The sequence below is a fragment of the Pseudomonas sp. FG36 genome, assembly GCF_057809275.1.
Map to the genome: position 1 here is coordinate 42,379 of NZ_JBMDJQ010000030.1, position 21,741 is coordinate 64,119.

22 protein-coding genes are annotated in these 21,741 nt (G+C 66.4%); 11 read left to right on the forward strand and 11 right to left on the reverse strand.

Annotated features, from left to right (window positions below; all coding sequences use genetic code 11):
• Positions 1 to 15 precede the first annotated feature (15 nt).
• The 4 genes from ACODS9_RS20390 to ribBA form a co-directional block, all read right to left on the reverse strand.
• The gene (locus tag ACODS9_RS20390; protein WP_046856011.1) at positions 16 to 822 is read right to left on the reverse strand and encodes an ABC transporter permease; all 807 of its coding nucleotides are present in this window, start codon (positions 820 to 822) and stop codon (positions 16 to 18) included.
• Between the two features lie 6 nt (positions 823 to 828).
• Positions 829 to 1,746 carry an ABC transporter permease gene (locus ACODS9_RS20395; protein ID WP_038705891.1) on the reverse strand — a complete coding sequence of 306 codons (918 nt, stop codon included), beginning with the start codon at positions 1,744 to 1,746 and terminating at the stop codon, positions 829 to 831.
• Positions 1,743 to 2,768, reverse strand: coding sequence for an ABC transporter substrate-binding protein (locus tag ACODS9_RS20400; RefSeq protein ID WP_489094606.1), 1,026 nt, complete (start codon positions 2,766 to 2,768; stop codon positions 1,743 to 1,745). The genes ACODS9_RS20395 and ACODS9_RS20400 overlap by 4 nt, the downstream gene beginning before the upstream one ends.
• Positions 2,769 to 3,094: 326 nt before the next feature.
• Positions 3,095 to 4,207: a bifunctional 3,4-dihydroxy-2-butanone-4-phosphate synthase/GTP cyclohydrolase II gene (gene ribBA, locus ACODS9_RS20405; RefSeq protein WP_489094607.1), complete on the reverse strand. Its 1,113-nt coding sequence runs from the start codon at positions 4,205 to 4,207 to the stop codon at positions 3,095 to 3,097.
• Positions 4,208 to 4,285: 78 nt separating this feature from the next.
• Between ribBA and ACODS9_RS20410 the strand changes: the two genes are divergently transcribed.
• Positions 4,286 to 4,579: a DUF1330 domain-containing protein gene (locus tag ACODS9_RS20410; protein WP_038705893.1), complete on the forward strand. Its 294-nt coding sequence runs from the start codon at positions 4,286 to 4,288 to the stop codon at positions 4,577 to 4,579.
• Here the strand turns inward: ACODS9_RS20410 and ACODS9_RS20415 are convergent, their stop codons facing one another.
• The gene (locus tag ACODS9_RS20415; RefSeq protein WP_401110584.1) at positions 4,580 to 5,668 is read right to left on the reverse strand and encodes a TerC family protein; all 1,089 of its coding nucleotides are present in this window, start codon (positions 5,666 to 5,668) and stop codon (positions 4,580 to 4,582) included. It abuts the gene before it with no gap.
• 303 nt (positions 5,669 to 5,971) lie between these two features.
• Between ACODS9_RS20415 and ACODS9_RS20420 the strand changes: the two genes are divergently transcribed.
• The gene (locus ACODS9_RS20420; RefSeq protein WP_489094608.1) at positions 5,972 to 8,206 is read left to right on the forward strand and encodes a TonB-dependent siderophore receptor; all 2,235 of its coding nucleotides are present in this window, start codon (positions 5,972 to 5,974) and stop codon (positions 8,204 to 8,206) included.
• Between the two features lie 36 nt (positions 8,207 to 8,242).
• On the opposite strand, the gene gspI is transcribed toward ACODS9_RS20420, so the two are convergent.
• Positions 8,243 to 8,623: a type II secretion system minor pseudopilin GspI gene (gene gspI, locus ACODS9_RS20425; RefSeq protein ID WP_401110580.1), complete on the reverse strand. Its 381-nt coding sequence runs from the start codon at positions 8,621 to 8,623 to the stop codon at positions 8,243 to 8,245.
• Positions 8,624 to 8,770: 147 nt separating this feature from the next.
• Between gspI and gspG the strand changes: the two genes are divergently transcribed.
• From gspG to gspF, 7 genes are read left to right on the forward strand one after another with little or no spacing between them, the layout of a single operon-like run.
• Positions 8,771 to 9,217, forward strand: a complete 447-nt coding sequence (gene gspG, locus ACODS9_RS20430; RefSeq protein ID WP_038705895.1) for a type II secretion system major pseudopilin GspG — start codon at positions 8,771 to 8,773, stop codon at positions 9,215 to 9,217.
• A 6-nt stretch (positions 9,218 to 9,223) separates the two neighbouring features.
• Entirely contained in the window at positions 9,224 to 10,174 is a 951-nt protein-coding gene (gspK, locus tag ACODS9_RS20435) for a type II secretion system minor pseudopilin GspK (protein WP_489094609.1), read from the forward strand.
• Positions 10,171 to 11,091 (forward strand): type II secretion system protein GspL, encoded by a 921-nt coding sequence (gene gspL, locus ACODS9_RS20440; RefSeq protein ID WP_489094610.1) that lies wholly within the window; start codon positions 10,171 to 10,173, stop codon positions 11,089 to 11,091. Before gspK ends, gspL begins: the two co-directional genes overlap by 4 nt.
• Positions 11,081 to 11,599 (forward strand): type II secretion system protein M, encoded by a 519-nt coding sequence (locus ACODS9_RS20445; RefSeq protein WP_489094611.1) that lies wholly within the window; start codon positions 11,081 to 11,083, stop codon positions 11,597 to 11,599. The genes gspL and ACODS9_RS20445 overlap by 11 nt, the downstream gene beginning before the upstream one ends.
• Positions 11,596 to 13,959: a type II secretion system secretin GspD gene (gspD, locus tag ACODS9_RS20450; protein ID WP_489094612.1), complete on the forward strand. Its 2,364-nt coding sequence runs from the start codon at positions 11,596 to 11,598 to the stop codon at positions 13,957 to 13,959. Before ACODS9_RS20445 ends, gspD begins: the two co-directional genes overlap by 4 nt.
• Positions 13,956 to 15,377, forward strand: coding sequence for a type II secretion system ATPase GspE (gene gspE / locus ACODS9_RS20455; RefSeq protein WP_046856003.1), 1,422 nt, complete (start codon positions 13,956 to 13,958; stop codon positions 15,375 to 15,377). Before gspD ends, gspE begins: the two co-directional genes overlap by 4 nt.
• Entirely contained in the window at positions 15,377 to 16,582 is a 1,206-nt protein-coding gene (gene gspF, locus ACODS9_RS20460) for a type II secretion system inner membrane protein GspF (RefSeq protein ID WP_489094613.1), read from the forward strand. Before gspE ends, gspF begins: the two co-directional genes overlap by 1 nt.
• A gap of 155 nt (positions 16,583 to 16,737) precedes the next feature.
• Here the strand turns inward: gspF and ACODS9_RS20465 are convergent, their stop codons facing one another.
• Both ACODS9_RS20465 and ACODS9_RS20470 read right to left on the reverse strand, forming a co-directional pair.
• Positions 16,738 to 17,790, reverse strand: coding sequence for a YVTN family beta-propeller repeat protein (locus tag ACODS9_RS20465; RefSeq protein ID WP_489094614.1), 1,053 nt, complete (start codon positions 17,788 to 17,790; stop codon positions 16,738 to 16,740).
• Between the two features lie 126 nt (positions 17,791 to 17,916).
• Positions 17,917 to 18,843, reverse strand: a complete 927-nt coding sequence (locus ACODS9_RS20470) for a LysR family transcriptional regulator (protein ID WP_489094615.1) — start codon at positions 18,841 to 18,843, stop codon at positions 17,917 to 17,919.
• Positions 18,844 to 18,931: 88 nt separating this feature from the next.
• Between ACODS9_RS20470 and ACODS9_RS20475 the strand changes: the two genes are divergently transcribed.
• Positions 18,932 to 19,237 carry a putative quinol monooxygenase gene (locus ACODS9_RS20475; RefSeq protein ID WP_367856319.1) on the forward strand — a complete coding sequence of 102 codons (306 nt, stop codon included), beginning with the start codon at positions 18,932 to 18,934 and terminating at the stop codon, positions 19,235 to 19,237.
• Between the two features lie 13 nt (positions 19,238 to 19,250).
• Positions 19,251 to 20,105, forward strand: a complete 855-nt coding sequence (locus ACODS9_RS20480) for a type 1 glutamine amidotransferase domain-containing protein (RefSeq protein ID WP_489094616.1) — start codon at positions 19,251 to 19,253, stop codon at positions 20,103 to 20,105.
• A 46-nt stretch (positions 20,106 to 20,151) separates the two neighbouring features.
• Here ACODS9_RS20480 and ACODS9_RS20485 read toward each other — a convergent pair whose 3' ends face one another.
• From ACODS9_RS20485 to ACODS9_RS20495, 3 genes are all read right to left on the reverse strand, one after another.
• A complete protein-coding gene (locus ACODS9_RS20485; RefSeq protein ID WP_489094617.1) occupies positions 20,152 to 20,349 on the reverse strand; it encodes a hypothetical protein in 198 nt (65 codons plus the stop codon).
• Positions 20,333 to 20,899 (reverse strand): hypothetical protein, encoded by a 567-nt coding sequence (locus ACODS9_RS20490; RefSeq protein ID WP_489094618.1) that lies wholly within the window; start codon positions 20,897 to 20,899, stop codon positions 20,333 to 20,335. The genes ACODS9_RS20485 and ACODS9_RS20490 overlap by 17 nt, the downstream gene beginning before the upstream one ends.
• A 171-nt stretch (positions 20,900 to 21,070) precedes the next feature.
• Positions 21,071 to 21,559 (reverse strand): signal peptidase II, encoded by a 489-nt coding sequence (locus tag ACODS9_RS20495; protein ID WP_401110552.1) that lies wholly within the window; start codon positions 21,557 to 21,559, stop codon positions 21,071 to 21,073.
• Between the last annotated feature and the right edge of the window lie 182 nt (positions 21,560 to 21,741).

Below are 21,741 nucleotides of genomic sequence, written 5' to 3' on the forward strand. Positions count from 1 at the left end.
ATTGTCTCCGGGCAGTCAGGCGTTTTCGGCGCGCCGGCGCAGGGCGGCGGCAATGAACATCACAAGCAGGGACAGGCCGATCAGCAACGTCGAGGCCACCGCGATCACCGGGCTCAGGTCCTGGCGCAGGGTGGTCCACATCTTCACCGGCAGGGTCTGCAGGTCGGGGCTGGCCATCATCACGCTCAGCACCACCTCGTCCCACGACACCAGGAAGGCGAACAGGCCGCCGGCGATCATCCCCGGGCGGATCGCCGGGAAGGTCACCTTGACGATCGCCTGCAGGCGCGAGGCGCCGCAGATCACCGCGGCGTCCTCGATGGACTGGTCGAACAACTTGAGCGAGTTGATGATCGAGATGATGGTGAAGGGCAGGGCGACGATCACGTGGCTCACCACGAAGGCGAACAAGGTGCCGGTGTAGCCCAGCTTGAGGAACAGCGCGTAAACCGCCACGGCGATGATCACCAGGGGCACGATCATCGGCATGGTGAACAGCCCGTACAGCAGCTCGCGGCCCGGGAAGCGACCGCGCACCAGGGCAAAGGCGGTGGGCAGGCCGAGCGCCACGGCGGCGAAGGTGGTGAGCAGCGCCACCTTGAGGCTGGCCAGCGCCGCGTCCATCCACTCGGGGTTGGCGAAGAACTGCGCATACCACTTGAAGGTCCAGCCCGGTGGCGGGAACACCAGCCACTGTGACGAGCCGAACGACAGCAGGATGATGAACACCACCGGCAGCAGCAGGAAGGCGGCGATCAGCCCGGTGGTCAGGTACAGCCCGGTGCGCAGCGGGCGACCCATGGCATTGGGGGAAAGCAGCATGGCGGTTTACCTCGCGTTGCCGACCGGGGACTCCGGCTGCAGCTTCAGGTACAGGTAGAAGAGCACCAGGGTGATCACCACCAACAGGGCGGCGGCGGCGCTGGCCAGGCCCCAGTTGAGGAACGACTGCACCTGCTGGATGATGAACTCGGGCAGCATCATGTTCTGCGCGCCGCCGAGCAGGGCCGGGGTGACGTAGTAACCGAGCGACATCACGAACACCATCAGCGCGCCGGAGAACAGCCCCGAGCGGCACAGCGGCAGGAACACCTTCCAGAAGTTGGTCCAGGGGCTGGCGCCGCAGATGGAACCGGCCTGCAGCACCATCGGGTCGATGGCGTGCATGGTCGCCTGCAACGGCAGCACGATGAACGGGATCATGATGTAGCTCATGCCGATCACCACGCCGGTGAGGTTGTGCACCATCTCCAAGGGGGCGTCGATGATGCCCATGGCCATCAACGCCTTGTTGATCACCCCCGAGCTCTGCAGCAGCACCAGCCACGAGTAGGTGCGCGCCAGCAGGCTGGTCCACATCGACAGCAGCACGATGTTCAGCAGCCAGCGGCCCCAGCCCTTGGGCACCAGGGTGATTGCCCAGGCCAGCGGGAAGCCCAGCAGCACGCTGATCAGGGTGACCAGGCCGGCCACCGAGAAGGTGTTGAACAGTACCCGGGCATAGGCCGAGTTGGCGAACAGCTGCGCATAGTTGCCAAGGCCCGGCTCGGGCTCCAGCACCCCACGCAGCAGCAGGCCAACCAGCGGGGCGAAGAAGAACAGGCCAAGGAACAGCAGCGCCGGCAGCAGGTTGCGGCTGCCGCGCCAGCGTTGGCTGATGGGCGGGCGACGCTCGGCCGCCCCGGGAGCGCCGGTGCCGCTGGGGGCACCTTGCGCGTTGTGCAGGGCATTGATGGCGACTTTCATTTGACCAGCCACTCATTCCAGCGGGCGGCGATGGCCTGGCCGTTCTTCGCCCAGTAGGCGAAGTCCAGGGTCACCTGGTCCTGGGCGTAGGCGGTCGGCAGGTTCGGCGCCAGGTCTTTGTCGAGCTTGGCCACGCTGTCGACGTTGACCGGGGCATAGGCGGTCTTGTTGGCGAACTCGGCCTGGCCTTCGGCGCTGCTGGCGTTGGCCAGGAACTTCATGGCTGCGTCCTTGTTCTTCGCGCCCTTGGGGATGACCAGGAAATCGGCCATGACCAGGTTCTGCTTCCAGCTCACGCCGACCGGCGCGCCGTCCTGCTGCAAGGCATACACGCGGCCGTTCCAGAACTGCCCGAGCGAGGCTTCACCCGAGGCCAGCAGTTGCTGCGACTGGGCGCCGCCGCCCCACCAGACGATGTCTTTCTTGATGGTGTCGAGCTTCTTGAAGGCGCGGTCCAGATCCAGTGGGTAGAGTTTGTCTGGTGCCACGCCGTCGGCCAGCAGGGCCAGTTCGAGCACGCCGGGGCTGGGCCACTTGTACAGGGCGCGCTTGCCGGGGTAGGTCTTGGTGTCGAACAGGGCGGACCAGTCCACCGGCTTGTTGGCGCCGAGCTTGCCCTCGTTGTAGCCGAGCACGAAGGAGAAGAAGAACGAGCCGACGCCATGGTCGGAGACGAAGCGCGGGTCGATCTTGTCGCGCTGGATCTGCTTGAAGTCGAGGGGTTCGAGCAGGCCTTCGCTGGCGGCGCGCAGGGCGAAGTCGGCTTCGACATCGACCACGTCCCACTGCACGTTGCCGCTTTCGACCATGGCCTTGAGCTTGCCGTAGTCGGTGGGGCCGTCCTGCACCACCTTGATGCCGGACGCCTTGCTGAAGGGGTCGGCCCATGTGGCCTTCTGCGCATCCTGGGTGGTCCCGCCCCAGCTGACGAAGTTCAGGCTGTCGGCCGCCTGGGTGGCCTGGCAGGCCAGGGTCAGCAGGCTGGCGGACAGCACTGCGGTTACTCGTTTGCTCAACAGCATGGTTACGCCCTCGTTGCTTTTGTTATTCGAGGCGGGCTTCTGTCGCCCGCCAATCATGTTCGGGGAGCAGCGTCAAACGGGTGGAGCGTGGCCGTCATGTCAGTGTAGGTGCGGCCGGCAGAATCAAGGTCTACGGAATGTCATATTATGGTATTCCAAACTTTTCGCAAGAGGTCGGCGCTGACCGGCCATCACTCCGCGTGGCGACAGGGCCGCTTTGCGGCCCATCGCCGGCAAGCCGGCTCCCACAGATACGGCGCGGGTCTCAGGAATCGCGAGGTCCCTGTGGGAGCCAGCTGACAGGCAGTGCTTGCAGCCACGTGAAATCAATTGCCCTCGAACGGAATGCTCTGCACCACCTCCAGCTCGTACCCGGCCAGCCCGGCGTACTTGAGCGGCGGCCCCAGGTGACGCAGCTTGCCTACGCCCAGGTCCTGGAGAATCTGCGCCCCGGTGCCGACCTCCGAGTAGACCTTCGACTGGCCGCGCTGGTAGGGCCGTACCGGTTGAGTCAATTGCGGCACGCGTTCAAGCAGAGCTTGAGAGGATTCATGGTTGGCCAGGATCACCACCACTCCGGCACCTTCTTCGGCGACCTTCTGCAGCGCCGCCCACAGCGTCCAGTTGGCCGGGCCTGCGTACTCGGCGCCGACCAGGTCGCGCAGCGGGTCGATCACATGCACGCGCACCAGGGTGGGCTGCTCGCGGCGGATCTCGCCCATGACCATGGCCATGTGCACGCCGCCTTCGATGCGGTCTTCGTAGGTGACCAGGCGGAACGCGCCGTGCACCGTGGGTAATGCGCGTTCACCGATGCGCTTGATGGTCTGCTCGGTGCTCAGCCGGTAGTGGATCAGGTCGGCGATGGTGCCGATCTTGATGCCATGCTGGGCGGCGAACACTTCCAGGTCCGGCCGGCGGGCCATGCTGCCGTCGTCATTGAGCACCTCGACGATCACCGAGGCCGGGCTGAAGCCTGCCAGGCGGGCCAGGTCGCAACCGGCCTCGGTGTGCCCGGCGCGGGTCAGCACGCCGCCTTCACGGGCGCGCAGGGGGAAGATGTGGCCGGGCTGTACAAGGTCTTCGGGTCGGGCGTCGGCAGCCATGGCCGCGGCGACGGTGCGCGCCCGGTCGGCGGCGGAAATACCGGTGGTCACGCCACTGGCGGCCTCGATCGACACGGTGAAGGCGGTACCGAACACGCTGGCGTTGCTCGGCACCATCTGTTCCAGGCCCAGGCGCTGGCAGTGTTCGTCGGTCAGCGTCAGGCAGATCAGGCCACGCGCCTCGCGGGCCATGAAGTTGATGGCCTGGGCGTCGCAGCGCTCGGCGGCGATCAGCAGGTCGCCTTCGTTTTCCCGGTCTTCGTCGTCCACCAGCAGAACCATCCGGCCCTGGCGATAGTCCTCGAGGAGTTCTTCGATGCTGTTGAAGGCCATGTTGCACGCTCATGCTGGTCAAGAAAGTTTTATGGTATACCATAATACGAAATTGACCATGCAACAGGAGCGCGACGAATGAAGGCCTACTGGATCGCCCACGTGGACGTCACCGACCCCGAGCAATACCTGCAATACACCCAGCGCGCCCCGGCGGCGTTCGTCGCCTTCGGCGGGCGCTTCCTGGCCCGGGGCGGGCGTAGCGAGGCGCTGGAGGGGCGGGCGACGCCGCAGCGCAGCGTGGTGATCGAGTTCGATTCCTATGAGCAGGCCGTGGCCTGCTATCGCTCGGACCTGTACCAGGAGGCCTGCCGCCATCGCCAGGGCGCGGCGATGGCGCAGGTGATCATCGTCGAGGGGCTCGCGCCCTGATCAGACCCGCAGGTGCGGGCCTTTCTTCTCGGGATTGCTGTCGGTGGCAATGGCTGTCGGCTTGTCCACTGTGGGCAGTGGTTCGTCCTGCACGGGTTGTTGTTCGGCCGGTTGCTGCTGATTGCGCGTGCGCAGCAACGACAGCAGCACGCCGCCGAGCAACAGCCCGAACGTGACCCCCAGCGAAATCCCGGCCGGTACCTTGCCCACCAGCCCGTGCCAGAAGATCTTGCAGCCGATGAAAATCAGCACCAACGCCAGCGCGTACTTGAGGTAGACGAAGCGGTGCATCAGCGCCGCCAGGGCGAAGTACAGCGAGCGCAGGCCGAGGATGGCGAAGATGTTCGAGGTGTAGACGATGAACGGGTCCTGGGTGATGGCGAAGATCGCCGGCACGCTGTCGACGGCGAACACCAGGTCGGCCAGCTCGATCAGCACCAGGGCCAGGAACAGCGGCGTGGCATAGCGGATGGCGCGGTCGGTTCCGGGCGGCGTGAGATGAACGAAGAAGTGCCGGCCATGCAGCTGGTCGGTTACCCGCATGTGCCGACGCACGAAGCGCAGCACCGGGTTGTTGGCCAGGTCCGGGTGGGCGTCATCCTTGGACAGGGCCATCTTCACCCCGGTGAACAGCAGGAAGGCGCCGAAGATATACAGCACCCAGGCGAAGTGCTGCACCAGCGCGGCGCCCACGCCGATCATGATCGCCCGTAGCACCACCACTCCGAGGATGCCCCAGAACAGCACGCGGTGCTGATAGCGGCGGGGGATGGCGAAGAAGCTGAAGATCATCGCCATGACGAACACGTTGTCCATCGACAACGACTGCTCGACCAGGAAACCCGTATAGAACTCCAGCGCCGGCTGTGCCCCGAGTTCATACCAGACCCATACGCCGAAGAGCACGCCGACGCTGAAGTAGCCCGAATACAGCAGCAGGCTTTCGCGCATTTCGATCTCACGGTCCTGGCGGTGCAGCACACCGAGGTCGAGGACCAGCAAGGCGATGACGATGGTGATGAAGACCAGCCACAACCAGGTGCTGGTACCGAGAAAAGGCGTGAAAAGGAATGTGTGCAGAGCCGTCATGAGCCCCTCCTTGATTGTCGACGTTGCATGGCAACAGTGATTCCGACATGGCGGCGCAAACCGTCAGAGGGGCCCGGCATCACATGCGATTGAGCCTAGTCGCGTTCGCCGGGGTTGCCGAATGGCAGGCTGTTACATTTCTTTGCCTGGATCCAATCAATGCGAAATATTCGCAATTGTAAAAAATTCGTAAAAACCCTAGGATGCGCCGCAGCCGTCGCAGAACAGGCGCACAACCACAACAATCGCCAGTGATTAGCCCTACCTGCATCAAGCAGACACAACAACTAGGGGTCGACAAGCGTGCAACGACAGCACTCTCTGAACACGGTTCAAAGGGCAGGGAACGCCACCACCGTCCGCCAGCGCCATCCGCTGGCACTGGCCATCCTTGCGGCAAGCCTTGCCGCGCCGGCCGGCCCGGCCTGGGCGGAAACCGCCAGCGGCAAGGGCACCCTGGAGCTGGGCGCCACCGCCATCACCGATACCGCGCTGGGCGAGACCACCGAAGGCAGCGGGTCCTACACCACCGGCGCCAGCCGCACCGCCACGCGCATGGCCTTGTCGCCACGGCAGACGCCGCAGTCGGTCACGGTCATCACCCGCCAGCAGATGGATGACCAGAACCTCACCAGCATCAGCGATGTGCTGGGCAAGACGCCTGGCGTCACCGTCACCAAGCTCGACAGCAACCGCGCCAGTTTCAAGGCCCGTGGCTTCGACATCGACAACTTCCAGGTCGATGGCATCCCGGCGGCCTTCCGCTTCGGCAATGGCATCGACCAGACCGACCTGGTGATCTACGACCGGGTCGAGGTGCTGCGTGGCGCCACGGGTCTGCTCAGTGGCTTCGGCAGCCCGTCGGCGACCGTCAACCTGGTGCGCAAGCGGCCGACCCGCGAGTTGTCCGGCTATGTATCGCTCGGTGCCGGCAGCTGGGACACCTACCGTGGCGAGTTCGACATCGGCGGCGCGCTGACGCCGGACGGCAACGTGCGCGGGCGCCTGGTCACGGCCTACGAGGACGGCCAGTCGTTCATGGACAACCTGTCCGAGAAGAAACAGGTGATGTACGGCATCGTCGAGGCCGACCTCAGCGATGACACCTTGCTCAGCGTCGGCCTGAGCCGCCAGAGCAACCGCCCGGAAGGTTCGTCCTGGGGGCCGTCGACACCTTTGCTGGACAGCCAGGGCAACCGTTTTGGCATGTCGCGCTCGTTCAACCCCGGGGCCAAGTGGAGTGCCTGGGACAACACCGCCGACAACCTGTTCGTCACCCTCGAGCAGCGCCTGGCCAACGACTGGACGCTCAAGGCCTCGGCCACTCGCAGCGAGACCGATGCGCCGATGCGCCTGGGTTCGGCTGCCAGTGGCTACCCCGATGCCGCCACGGGAGCCGGCATGGGCGTGTGGCTGGGCCGCTACCGCTACCAGACCGACCAGAACGCCTACGACCTGTATGCCAGTGGCCCGTTCCAGTTGCTGGGGCGTGAGCACGAGTTGGTAGCGGGTATTTCCCACCGTGACGTGCGCGCTCATGAAAGCAACTGGCCGTTCCTGTTCGGGGGCGCCAACATCTACCAGTGGCGCGGCGAGTTCAGCGAACCCGACTGGGGGCGTCCGCTGTCGAAGGTCGATACCCGTGTGCAGGAAGACGCGGCCTACCTGACCGGCCGCTTCAAGCCCACCGACAAACTGTCGGTGATCCTCGGTGGTCGCCTGTCCAACTGGCAGCTCGACAGCACCCGCCTGGACACCACCAGCGGCCAGCGCAGCAAGACCCAGGACCTGGAAAAGAACGGCGTGGTCGTACCCTATGCCGGGGTGGTCTATGACCTGGACGACAGCTGGTCGGTGTATGGCAGCTACACCAGCATCTTCAAACCGCACGAGACCGAGCAGGACGCCAACGGCAAGATGATCGAGCCGGAGGAGGGCGACGCCTATGAGCTGGGCCTGAAGGGCGAGTTCTACGACGGGCGTCTCAACGCCAGCCTGGCGCTGTTCGAGGTTCGCCAGGACAACCTCGCTGAGCTCGACCGCACCGACCCGGTCACCAACCGTGGCATCTACCGCGCGATCCAGGGCGCCAAGACCCGTGGCTTCGAGCTGGAAGTGGCGGGCGAGCTGACCCCGGACTGGCATGTGCAGGGTGGCTTCACCCACCGCATCACCCGCGATGGCGAGGGCGACAAGATCTCCACCATCGAGCCGGAGAACCTGCTGCGCCTGTCCACCACCTACCGCCTGCCGGGGGTGTGGAACAAGCTCACCGTGGGCGGCTCGGCCAACTGGCAGAGCAAGATCTGGAAGGACCTCGACAGCCCGGTGGCGGCGGGCGAGACCATCCGCTACACCCAGTCGAACTACCTGACCCTCGATGCGCTGGCGCGGTACCAGGTGACCGATCAGTTGTCGGTGACCCTCAACGGCAACAACCTCACCGACAAGAAGTACTTCAACAACCTGGGCTTCTACAACGGCGGTTACTACGGTGACCCACGCAACTTCATGCTGACCACGCGCTACGCGTTCTGAGGGTACCCGCCACGGGGGAGCGGGCACGCCCGCTTCTTACGTGGCGGGCGCAGCCTCGGCGCCCCCGAGCAACGTCTGCAACCGCGCCAGCGCCGGCCCTTCATGCTGGCGGTCGAACACCTGCAGCGACACCTCCAGCAGCCCTTGTGGCGAGCGCGACACGCGCTGCTCGCAGCGCAAGCGCAGCCGGCCCTGGTCGCATTCGAACTGCCTGACGCCCGGCCTGGCGCTGCCTTCCAGGCGCAGTTCGGCCAGGCGTCCCTGGGCGGCGAGCAAGGCCAGCGCCTTGTCGCGCAACAGCCCGCTCCCTTGGGTCATCAAGCCGCTGGCGCGCACGGCGGCGGCCATGGCCACCGCCACGATGGTCAACGCCACCAGCACTTCGATCAGGGTGAAACCATCCTCGGTGGCACGCACAGGGCACCTTTCGCGCAAGGCAAAGCAGCACTGTAGAGCGGCCCGATGACGCTTTGACGACGCCGACTCCCGAGCTTTTTCAATATCCGTGACATACCGCCTTGCCACAATCGGCCCCCGATTCGAACTCACGCAAGGAATGCCGAGATGCAGATCGCCCGCCGCAACCTTCCCGCCCGCCGCTTGCGCCAGCAGGGATTCACCCTGATCGAGATCATGGTGGTGGTGGTGATCCTCGGGATCCTCGCGGCGATGGTGGTGCCCAAGGTGCTCGACCGCCCCGACCAGGCCCGCGCCACGGCGGCGCGCCAGGACATCGGCGGGCTGATGCAGGCACTGAAGCTGTACCGCCTGGACAACGGCGCCTACCCGAACCAGAACCAGGGCCTGAAGGTGTTGGTGGAGAAGCCGGCGCAGGCCAAGGATGGCCAATGGCGTGCCTACCTCGACCGCCTGCCCAACGACCCCTGGGGCCGCCCTTACCAGTACCTGAACCCGGGCGCCAACGGCGAGATCGATGTGTTTTCCCTGGGCGCCGACGGCCAGGCCGGGGGCGATGGGGTGAACGCCGACCTCGGCTCCTGGCAGTTGTGACCGGCCATGGCGCGCCAGGAAGGCATGGCCGTGATCAGTGCGCTGTTGATTGCCGCGGTGGTGGCGGTGATCGCCGCAGGCATGATCGAACGCCAGGGGCTGCAGACCCGTCAGGTGGAGAGCCGCCAGATGGCGCTGCAGGGGCAATGGGCCCTGGAGGGCGGCCTGCAGCTGAGCCGTCGGGTGTTGTTCGAACAACGCCTGCGCGATCCGCTGGTACGTGGCGGACAACCCTGGACGCGACCGATGCGCGATGTGCCGTCCGGTAGCGTGCGCTTCGACGGGCAGTTGGAGGATGAGCAGGGCAAGTTCAACCTGCGCAACCTGGTGGTCGATGGCCAGGTGGACAGCGAGGCGCTGGCGACCTTCCAGCGTCTGTGCGCGCTGATCGGCATCGGCGAGCGGCTGGCCACGGCCATTGCCGGGCAGGTGATCGACAGCTACCCACAGCGTCCGCCGGTATCCTCCGGCAGTGCCGGTCAAGGCCTGGAAGGCGGCCGTGCGACCTCGCCGGCCGTTGCCGCCGAGCCGTTGCCGGCCAGGCGCCCGATGCTGCGCAGCGTCGATGCCCTGGTCGGGCTCAAGGGCATGGACGCAGAGGCCCTGCAACGCCTGCGCCGATTCGTCACGGTGCTGCCGGCGCTGACCTGGATCAATGGCAACACTGCCAGTGCCGAAGTGCTTGCCGCGCAGGTGCCGGGGCTGTCGCTGCAGCAGGCCATGGCGCTGGTGGCCGAGCGCGACAGTGGGCGCTGGTTCATCAACCGGGGCGATTTCGTCAACCGTTTGCGCATGCCGCAACTGGCCATGGCCAATGTGCGGGTGGGGATCAACAGCGACTGGTTCCGCCTGCGCGGCCAGGCGCGCCTGGGCAGCCGCGAACTCCCGCTGCAGGCGCTGCTGCGCCAGCGCGAGGGGCAGTTGCCGGATGTCATCTGGAGCCGGGTGGGCGCATGAGTACGCTGGTTGATGTGCAGCTGCCGCCGTTGGCGGAGCTGGAGGATGCCTCACTGTTGGACTACCGCCAGGCCGAGCGAAGCGGCCAGGCCACACGCGGGCAATTGCAGCGCGAGATCAAGGGTGCATCCTGGCGCCTGCACTTGCATACGCACGACAGCCTGGCCCTGGTCCTGGCCTTGCCACCGCTGACGGGCAAGCGGTTGAGCGCGGCGGTGGGCTGCGCGGTCCAGGGCCTGGTGCTCGGCGATGGCGGGCAGGTCCACGTGGCGCACGGGCCGCGCCAGGCTGACGGGCAGGTTGCCGTGGCATGGCTGGGCCTTGCGCAGATGGCGCGCTTGCAGGCATGGCTGCAGGCCGATGGTATCCGCGTGGCCGGGCTGTTCGCCCGGCAGGACGATACAGCGTCGTCGGTCGATTTGGCTGGCGGGCTTGCCGGGCCAGTGAAATCGCCAGCGTTGGGACGCACCTTGGCGATCTGGGGCGCGGCGGCAGTGATCTGGTGCCTGGGCTTGAACCTCTATGCCGCGCACCTGGCCGACGAGGGTGAGCAGTTGCGTGCGCACATGGTCGCCCAGGTACGCATGGCCTTCCCGCAGTTGCCGGTAGTGCTCAACCCCCTGCAGCAAGCACGTCAGCAGCTGCAGGCCGGGCAGGGTGGCGCCGGCTCGGGGCTGGCGGCTTTGCTCGACGGCGCCGGTCAGGTCATGCCGTTCCTCGCGGGTAATGTCGAGGCGCTGGATTATCAGGAGGGCGTGCTGCGCCTCACTCCCCTGGACGAAGGCGGCAAGGCCCCGGCCGACAGCGCCTGGCAGGCCGACCTCGCCGCACTCGGCATCGAAGGCCAGGCCAGTGGGCAGGGCTGGACCCTGCGTGCGGCCAACCCATCCGGCGAGGAGCTGGCCCATGTCGATTAAGGCCCGCCTGGGCCTGCTGCGCGGGCAGGGCCGGCAACGCTGGCAAGCCCTGGCCGCGAGGGAGCGTCGTGCGGTTGCCCTGGCAGGCGGCTTGCTCGGCGCGCTGTTCTGCTGGCAGGTACTGGTGCTGCCAGCCCTGGCCCGGATCGACCACTGGCAGGCCGAAACACCCAAGCTGCGCAGCCAGGCGCAGGCGCTCGATGCACTGCTAGGGGAGCGCCTGGCACAACGGCCTGCGGATACCGCCCAGGCTTTGCGCCAGAGCCTGGAGCAGGCTGGCCTGCTGGCGCAGTCACAGCTCGACGGCGAGGGCGATACCTGGCACCTGGGCTGGCAGCGGGCCCCCGCAGAGGCGGCCATGGCCTGGTTGCAGTCTGTGCCGCTGCGCCTCGGGCTCGGTGTTGGCCAGCTGACATTGCGCCGGGACTCCGGCGAGCCCGGCAGCCCGGTGACCTTTTCCGGAACCCTTCGCATGACTCAGGCGCATGGCGCTAAGGACCCTTCATGACGTGCCTCCGTTCACCGCGACTGCCGTTCGCGCCCTTGCTCCTGGCCCTGGCACTCAGCGCCTGCGCCAGCGCGCCGAGCGTGCAACGCCCCCTGGCCAGCAGCGAGCTGGGCCGCCCGCTGGCCGAAGCCGGTGCCACGGCGGGCACCCTGGATCACCGCGAACCGCAGAGCCGCCCGCTGCAGCGCCAGTCGCCGCCCCGGGTCGGACAGCGCCACAGCCGCGCCGTGGCCGCACCCGCGCCGGCCAATCCACTCGGCGACCAGCCGGTACAGCTGAACTTCGTCGACGCCGATATCCAGGCAGTGGTGCGCGGCCTGTCCCGCGCCACCGGTCGCCAGTTCCTGGTCGATCCACGGGTCAAGGGCCAGCTGACCCTGGTTTCCGAAGGCGAGGTGCCTGCCGCCAAGGCTTATTCCATGCTGCTGTCGGCCCTGCGCATGCAGGGCTTCAGCGTGGTCGATGTCGGCGGCGTGGCCCAGGTGGTGCCCCAGGCCGACGCCAAGCTGCTCGGCGGCGCGCTGGTGAGCGGCGACCGCGACGCTGGCAACGGCATGGTCACCCGGACCTTCCGCCTGCAGTATGAAAATGCCGTCAACCTGATCCCGGTGCTGCGCCCGATCGTTTCGCCGGACAACCCGATCAACGCCTACCCGGGCAACAACACTCTGGTCGTCACCGATTACGCCGAAAACCTCGAGCGGGTCGCGCAGATCCTTGACCGGGTCGACATCCCCAGCGCCATCGACACCGATGTGGTGGCGATCAACAACGGTATCGCCAGCGACATCGCCAGCATGGTCAACGAACTGCTCGACAGCCAGGGCAGCGACCCGACCCAGAAGATCAGCGTGCTGGGCGATCCGCGCTCGAACAGCGTGGTGATCCGCTCCGGCAGCCCCGAGCGCACTCAGCTGGCCCGTGACCTGATCTACAAGCTCGACAATGCGCAGAACAGCGCCGGCAACCTGCACGTGGTGTACCTGCGCAATGCCCAGGCCGACAAGCTGGCGCAGAGCCTTCGCGGGCTGCTGACCGGCGAGAGCGACAGCGCCACTGCCGACGGCACGCGTGCGCTGCTCAGCGGTGGCGGCATGCTCACCGGCGGCAGTGGCAACAGCAATAGCGCCAGCACCGGCAACAACACCGGCATGCAGAACAACAACACAACTGGCAGCCAGAACCGCGGCAACGGCCTGGGCGCCGGCAGCACGCCGAACGGCTACGGCGCCAGCGCGCAGCAGAACGACCAAGGCACCGCATTCTCTGCCGGCGGCGCGACCATTCAGGCCGACAAGACCACCAACACCCTGCTGATTTCCGCCCCCGAGCCTCTGTACCGCAGCCTGCGCGAGGTCATCGACCAGCTTGACCAGCGCCGCGCCCAGGTGGTGGTGGAAAGCCTGATCGTCGAGGTCGGCGAGGACGATGCCAATGAATTCGGCATCCAGTGGCAGGCCGGCAACCTTGGCAAGAATGGCGTGTTCGGCGGTGCCAACCTCGGTGGCAGTGGGTTGGTCAAGGGGCCGAGCAGCATCGATGTGCTGCCGAAGGGGCTGTCGGTGGGCGTGGTCGATGGCACGGTGAAGATCCCCGGCATCGGCGAGGTGCTCGACCTCAAGGTACTGGCCCGTGCATTGACCAGCAAGGGTGGCAGCAATGTGCTGTCGACACCCAACCTGCTGACCCTGGACAACGAGGCGGCGAGCATCTTCGTCGGCCAGACCATCCCCTTCGTCAGCGGCCAGTACGTCACCGATGGCGGCGGCAACAGCAACAACCCGTTCCAGACCATCCAGCGTGAGGAAGTGGGCCTGCGCCTGAACGTGCGGCCACAGATCTCCGAGGGCGGCACGGTCAAGCTCGATGTCTACCAAGAGGTCAGCAGCGTCGACCCGCGCGCCTCCAGTGCCGCCGGCACGGTGACCAACAAGCGCGCCATCGACACCAGCATCCTGCTCGACGATGGTCAGATCATGGTCCTTGGCGGGTTGCTACAGGACGGCTATACCCAGAGCAACGAGGGCATCCCGTGGCTGTCCGGGCTGCCGGGGGTCGGCGCGCTGTTTCGCAGCGAGCGCCGGGCCAGCACCAAGACCAACCTGATGGTGTTCCTGCGCCCGTACATCGTGCGCGATGCCGCAGCCGGGCGCAGCATCACCCTGAACCGCTACGACTTCATCCGTCGTACCCAGGGCAATCTCAAGCCCGAGCACTCCTGGGCGCTGCCGGACATGGACATGCCGCTGCTGCCGCCGGTGGAGCAGGGCGTGCCCGACCAGGGCCGCGCGCGGCCGGTATCATCGCAGGCGCCACGGGCCTCGATCCGTGCCGTGCCGGTGGGCGAGGTGGCCCGTTGAGCCGCCTGCCGTATGCCTGGGCCAAGGCCCAGCGGGTGGTGCTGCAGGCCGATGACGAGGCGAGGGCGGTACTCTCGTGCTGCCCTTCGAGCCCGGGCTGGGCGGTGGCAGAGGTGCGTCGGCGCTTTGGCGCGGTGGCTGTCGAAGCGGTTACCGACGCGAACATGGACGCGTTGCTGGTCAGCGCCTACGCCGATACCGGCAGCGCCGCGGCGGTGGTGGGCGCGGCGGAGAACGAGGTGGACCTCGACCGCCTGCTGCAGGACATCCCGGAAGTCACCGACCTGCTCGAGGCCCAGGACGACGCGCCGGTGATCCGCATGATCAACGCCTTGCTCACCCAGGCGGCCCGTGACCAGGCCAGCGACATTCATATCGAGCCGTTCGAGAGCCACTGCCTGGTGCGCTACCGGGTCGACGGCACCCTGCGCGACGTGGTCTCGCCGCGCAAGGCGTTGCACGGCGCGCTGGTGTCGCGGATCAAGATCATGGCGCAGTTGGACATCGCCGAGAAGCGCCTGCCCCAGGACGGCCGCATCGCCCTGCGCGTGGCCGGGCGGCCCATCGATATCCGCGTGTCCACCGTGCCCACCGGCCATGGCGAGCGCGTGGTCATGCGCCTGCTGGACAAACAGGCTGGGCGCCTGCGCCTGGAGGCGCTGGGCATGGACGCCGCGGTGCTGGCACGGCTGGACCAGTTGATCCGCCAGCCGCATGGCATCGTGCTGGTCACCGGCCCCACCGGCTCGGGCAAGACCACCAGCCTGTACGCCGCGTTGGCGCGGCTGGATGCCAGTGTCAGCAACATCCTCACCGTCGAGGATCCGGTGGAATACGACCTGCCGGGGATCAGCCAGATCCAGGTCAACGCGCGTATCGACATGAGTTTCGCCGTGGCCCTGCGCGCCATTCTGCGCCAGGACCCGGACGTGATCATGATCGGCGAGATCCGCGACCTGGAGACCGCGCAGATCGCCGTGCAGGCCTCGCTGACCGGGCACCTGGTGCTGGCCACGCTGCATACCAACGATGCGGTGTCGGCGGTCAACCGCCTGGTCGACATGGGCGTCGAGCCGTTCCTGCTGGCCTCGGCGCTGCTCGGCGTGCTGGCCCAGCGCCTGGTGCGGCGCCTGTGCCCGCACTGCCGCGAGCCCGACCCGGCCACGCCCGGGCAGTACCGAGCGGTGGGCTGCGCGCACTGCAATCACTGTGGCTACAGCGGGCGTACCGGCATCCATGAGCTGTTCTGCGTGGACGATGCAGTGCGCGCCCTGGTGCACCAGGGCGCCGATGAACAGGCCCTGCGCGCCGCCGCCCGGGGCAACGGCATGCGCAGCATGCGCGAAGACGGCCAACGCTGGGTCGACAGCGGCAGCACCTGCCTGGAAGAGATCCTGCGCGTGACACGGGATGCCTGATGAACCGTTATCGCTATGAAGCCGCCGACGCCCAGGGGCATATCGTCAAAGGGCTGCTCGAAGCCGACAGCCCGGGCGCCGCGATGGCGCAATTGCGCGGCCTGGGGTTGACCGTGCTGGAGGTCGAGGCCCAGGCCGCTGCCGGGGAGGGCGCGGGCCTGTTCAGCGCCCGGCTGAGCGATGGCGACCTGGCCTGGGCCACGCGTCAGCTGGCCAGCCTGCTGGCCGCCGGCCTGCCGCTGGAGGCGGCGCTGGGCGCGACCCTGGAGCAGGCCGAGCGCAAGCATGTGGCGCAGTTGCTGGCGGCGGTGCGCGGCGATGTGCGCAGTGGCATGCGCCTGGCCGACGCACTGGCCGAACGGCCGCGGGACTTCCCCGAGATCTACCGGGCGCTGGTGGCGGCGGGCGAGGAGTCCGGCGACCTGGCCCAGGTGATGGAGCGCCTGGCTGACTACATCGAGGAGCGCAACACCTTGCGCGGCAAGATACTCACCACGTTCATCTACCCCGGCGTGGTCGGGCTGGTGTCGGTGGGCATCGTCATCTTCCTGCTCAGCTACGTGGTGCCGCAGGTGGTCAGCGCCTTCACCCAGGCACGCCAGGACCTGCCCGGGCTGACCCTGGCGATGCTGGCGGCCAGTGACTTCGTGCGAGAATGGGGCGTGCTGTGCTTCGCCCTGATGGCCGGGGCGCTCTGGGCCTGGCGGGTCTACTTGCGCGCCCCGGCGGCGCGCCTGGCCTGGCATGCCCGGATCCTGCGGCTGCCGTTGTTCGGCCGTTTCGTGCTGGGCCTGAACACGGCGCGTTTTGCCTCCACGCTGGCGATCCTCGGCAGCGCCGGGGTGCCGCTGCTGCGTGCGCTGGAGGCGGCGCGCCAGACCTTGGGCAACGATCGCCTCGACCAGTGTGTCAGCGAGGCCACCGCGCGGGTGCGCGAGGGCGCCGGGCTGGCCTCGGCGCTGGCGGTGGAAAAGGTCTTTCCGCCACTGCTCATCCACCTTATCGCCAGCGGCGAGAAGACCGGCAACCTGCCGCCGATGCTCGACCGCGCCGCCGACAGCCTGGCCAAGGACATCGAGCGCCGCGCCATGGGCATGACCGCGCTGCTCGAGCCGCTGATGATCGTGATCATGGGGGCGGTGGTGCTGCTGATCGTCATGGCGGTGCTGATGCCGATCATCGAGATCAACCAGCTGGTGCAGTGACCAGCTGCGCCACTTCCCACACCTTGTTGGCGGAACCAGTATCAAGAAGGAAGGTTGAGCTGTGAACGCAAGAGGAGGCGGATCTTGGCCGGTTGCTTCCATTCAGCCAAGGCCAGTGGAGCAAAGGCGCCTCCCGCGAGGCGCCTTTGCGGTGCTCAGCTCTCTTCCTTCGGCTGCACCACGATCGCCAGGGCGTCCGGCTCGGGGCCGGCTTTCCAGCGAGCCTTCTCGGTCCAGTTGGCTGTGCTGATCACCGCGACCTCATCGCCGCCGCTGATCGCCACATAGACCCGCTTGCCATCCGGCGAGACCACCGCGCCAATTGGCAGCGCCTCTTCGCCGAGCATCGTACGGCGGTATTCGGCGCCTTCGCGCGCCAGGCCGATGCGCTTGATCTCTTTCTTGGCCACCACATCGATCACCGCCAGTTCCGCCGACTTGGCGCAGGTGACGAGTGCATACTTGCCATCCGGGGTCATCGCGACGCGGATCGGGAACAGGCCGGTGCGGATACGGTCGGTGACTTCCAGGCGCTTGCTATCGACGATGACCACTTCGTTGCCGTCGCGGTTGCTGACCCATACCTGGGTGCCGCTGGGGGTTACCGCCACGCCTTCGCTGCCGGCGCCCGTGGGGATCTCGGCGATTTTCTTTTTGTGCAGCAGGTCGACCACCGACAGCGTGCCGCTCTCGACATGGCTGACGTAGGCGCGGTCGGCACCGGGTGACAGCGCGACCATGTGCGGCTTGCCGCCACCGACGTCTATCCGGTCGAGCACTTTACCTTGGGCCAGGTCGACCACCAGCAAACGTTCGCTGGCTTCGGTGGTGACCACCACACGCTGGCTGTCGGGCAGGAAGCGAATGCCATGGGGGCGGGCGTCTTCGCCCAGGTCGATGGTGCGCACGACCGTCCGGGTCGGCCAGTCGATCACGCTCAGGCTGTTGTTCGCCGTGCCTTGCGCGCCGTAATTGCCAACCACGGCCAGCAGGCCATTGCCACTGACCACCACCTCGTGGGGGCCGGTGCCTACCGGCAGACGGATCATTTCCTGGCCACTGCCAGTGTCCAGGGCCGACACGCTGGCGTCGGCCTTGTTGCCGACCAGCAGCACGTCGTCGGCGTTGGCCAAAGAGGCGCAGGCCAGCAGGGCGCCGGCCAGGGCCAGCAGGCGGAAGGGGGGTGTGAATGTCATGGGGTAGGGCATGTCCAGTCTCCTTGAAGGTGTGATCCTTGTTGCATGCACTGGCTGTGACCCGTCGGGCCGCCCGAGAGTTTCAGTGGACATGTGCACGCCGACGGTGGCTGGCGGTGCTGATGCTGATCATCGAGATCAACCAGCTGGTGCAGTGACCTGCTGCGCCACCTCCCACACCTGTTGCCGGAACCAGCGACGCAAGGGGTCGGCGTGGGTGCGCGCGTGCCAGATCTGCATCACTTCGACCCGGGGCAGCGCCAGGGGCAGGGCGTGCAGGCGCAGGCCGGGGTCGCGTTCGACCGCTTCGATGGCCAGCGAGCGCAGGCAGGTGAGTAGCAGGTCGGTGCCGCGCACCAGGCGCGTAGGGGCAATGAAACTGGACAGGCCGGCCACCACCCGACGTTGCCGACCAATAGCCCGCAGGGCGTGATCGACCCGGCCATCGAGGTCGCCGGTGAGTGTGGTCAGCAGGTGCTCGCAGGCCAGGAACGCCTCCAGGCTCATGCCCTCGGTCAGGTGTGGGTTATCGGCGGCGGCCAGTACCACGAAGTCCTCACTGAGCAGGCGCTGTTGATGGAAGGTGTCCGGCAAGCCGTTGTAGAAACCGGCGATGGCCAGGTCGCAGGTGCCTTTTTCCAGCGCCTCGCGTGGCAGGTTGCCCTGGGTGTTGTGGGTGATCAGGGTCAGGTTCGGTGCCTGGGTGCGCAGGATTGGCAGCAGCCTGGGCAGCAGGGTCTGCTCCAGGTAGTCGGTGCTGTAAAGGTGCACCTGGGTCGGGCGGGAGAGAAAATCATCACCGTCGCAATCCCTGTAGAAGTCCTGTAGCTGTGCAACCAGCTGCTGTATCCGGGGCGCCAGCTCATGGGCCCTGGGCGTTGGCGTGAGGCCACGCGGCGCACGCACGAACAAGGGGTCGCCGAACTGCTGGCGCAGCTTGTTGAGCTTGTGGCTCAGGGCGGGCTGGCTGAGGGCCAGCCGTTGCGCCGCATGGGAGGCATTGCGCTCTTCATAGAGCACCTGGAACAGGTGCAGCAGGTTGAGGTCCTTGTTGCTGATATTCATAAAATGAATCACAGGAATAAGTGCTTTCGAATTATCGAATCATAACGCGATGGTTAGGATGGGCCCAACTTGTTGAGGGAGACGCCCCGTGACCATTGCCATCTTCGCCACTATCCAGCCGCATCCTGAACACCGTGAGGTCACAGAACAGGCCTTGCGCCGGATGGTGGAGCAGACCCGCGCCGAGCCCGGCAACCTGCGCTATGACCTGTTCGTTCGCGAGGGCGAGGTACTGGCGTTCGAGCTGTTCGAGCTGTATGTCGATGCCGCCGCAGTTGAGGCCCATCGCAACAGTGCCCATTACCAGGCCTATCGCGCCGCCAGCGCCGGCTGGTTGGCCGCACCGACTCAAGTCCAGCTTGCCCACGGGCTGGATATCGCGCCATTCAACTGATCAGGAAGACACCATGAACATGATTGCTCCCGTCGCGCTGGCACTGGCTGGTACTTTGCTGGCCGGCCAGGCTGCCGCCGCTGCGAAGGGTGAGGTACTGGTGCTGTTGTCCAGCGAGAACCTGCTGCAGCTCAAGGACGGCAAACCGTACCCCACCGGTTACTACCTCAACGAATTCGGCGTGCCTGCCGACCAGTTGCTCAAGGCCGGCTACAAGCTGGTGCTGGTGACGCCCAAGGGCAATGCGCCGAGTGTCGATGAGCGCTCTATCGATCCGATGTACTTCGGCGGCGATGCCCGCGAGATGCAGCGTATCCGCCAGGTGGTCGACAGCCTGCCGGATATCGACGACACGCTGTCGGTGAAGGAGGTATTGGCGGGCGATATGGGCCGCTATGCCGGGATCTTCATCCCGGGGGGGCATGCGCCGCTGATCGACCTGGCCAACAACCCCGACGTCGGTGCCCTGTTGCGTCATTTCCACCAGGCCGGCAAGCCCACGGCCGCCATTTGCCACGGCCCGATCACGTTGCTGTCGGCGCAGCAGGACCCGGTTGCCTACCGCGCCGCGCTCGCCCGTGGCGAAACCCCGGCGGCCAGCGACTGGACGTACCGGGGCTATCGCATGACCATTTTCTCTGACCCTGAGGAGCAGGTGTTCGAGGGCTCACTCAAGGAGCAGCGCCTGCAGTTCTATCCCGCCAAGGCCATGGCCGGCGCAGGAGGCGACATGAGTTATGCCCAGGCCTGGCAGCCCCATGTAGTGGTCGATCGCGAGTTGATCACCGGGCAGAATCCGTTTTCCGACAAGGCGTTGGCCAAGGCGTTGCTTGAGCAGTTGGAGAGTGTCGGTAGTCGCAAGAACTGAGCGAGTGCAGGTGATTGAGGCCTTGCGGATGCTGGCAGGGCCTCGGTCATTTTGGTGCGCGGGCTTTGCCTCGCTTGGGGCGACCCGCGTAGGCGGAACCTTCGACTTTGGCAAACGCCTCCACGGCTGCTTCGCTGATAAAGCTGTCGTAGTGGGGCGATGCGCGTAGCCGCGCGAGTTTCTCGTCGGCAACGGCCTTGAAGTAGGCGACGGTTGCTTCAAAATCACTAGGTGTTGCCGTCATGCGATGCGTCCTCCCGAGTGAATGCAGCGTAGTCCGCGTCCAAGTTGTAGGCAAGGCCAACTCCCTTGACCTGGGTGAAACCATCTCGCTCGTAGGCTGCTCGGGCCTGAGGCAAGGGATCTCGCACCACGACCCATTTCAGACCCAGCATGCTGGCATAAAAGCGTACGCCGCTCAGGCACAGGGGCGCGACATGGCCTTTGGTCAGCAGGCGATCATCAGGGTTGCGCTGCAGGTACAGCACCATGATCTTCTCCTTGCTGCCCTGCGGTGAGGCCCAGCACAAGCCTGCCAGCTGGTCGTGATGCCACAGGGCGATGTCGAGGGCGCGGGCATGGGCACGTCGAGCCTTCCATTTCAGTACACGCTCCCAGCCGAAATCATACTGCTGCGGATGCCAGTGCTCATGCGCGGTGATGGCGCGCTCGTCGATTTCTTCGATGGCCAGCCACTGGGCGAGATGGTTGTTGCGCGGGCCAATCTCCAGGGCAATCTGCCCGCGTGCAGCCTGTTTGAAACCGGCAAGTTCGGCCAGTCTACGTTCGTCCATGTCGCACCCTCGAATGCATTGGAACTGAGGTGCGAAAAGGCTAACGTGTCTGCTGCTCCGATGATGGTGGAAAGGCAGTGGGTGGCTTCCCACAATTGTGTAGTAAAGCTCCGAAGGCCAGTTTCCCAGGGCCGACCGCCTTGCACAGCACGGCCCATTGGCGAGGCGGGATCAGCGTTTGCTCGGCCGGGTAATGCCGTCCACCACCAGCACCGTGGCGCCGGCCATGATGGCGATGTCGGCCAGGTTGAACACGCCGGTGTGCAGGGTGCCGATGTTGAGGACGAGGTAATCGACCACGTGGCCGTCGCGAAAAACCCGGTCGATCAAGTTGGATAGCCCGCCCACGGCGATGAACCAGGCCGCGCTGGCCTTGACCGGTGCCGATTGCCAGTGGCGCCAGGCCCAGACCATGGCCCAGGCGCACACCACGCCGACGGCGACCACGAACACCAGTTGCTTGAGCCACGGAGCCAGCCCGGCGCCGAGGCTGAGGAACGCTCCGGGGTTGAGGCTCAGGGCCAGGTCCAGCCAGACGCTCTGGTTGCCATAGACATAGCTGTGATTGTCCAGGGCGACCAGGGCGATCAGTTTTACCCACTGGTCGAGAATGATGAAGGCAACGCCCAGGGTGAGGACGAGGGTACGGCTGGAAAACATGCTGACAGTTCCTTTAGGCATCGCGAATGCGGTCGTCCGCCGTCGGCGGGCAAGCTTGCGGCGCGGCGAAGATAGCGCAGGCGGGTCTAGACTTAAAGCCCGGGTCGGTTGCAGATGCGACCCGATCATCCATCCGACCACCGCCTCCCGGACCGGACGTCGCCGACGGTGGCCTTCTGGCA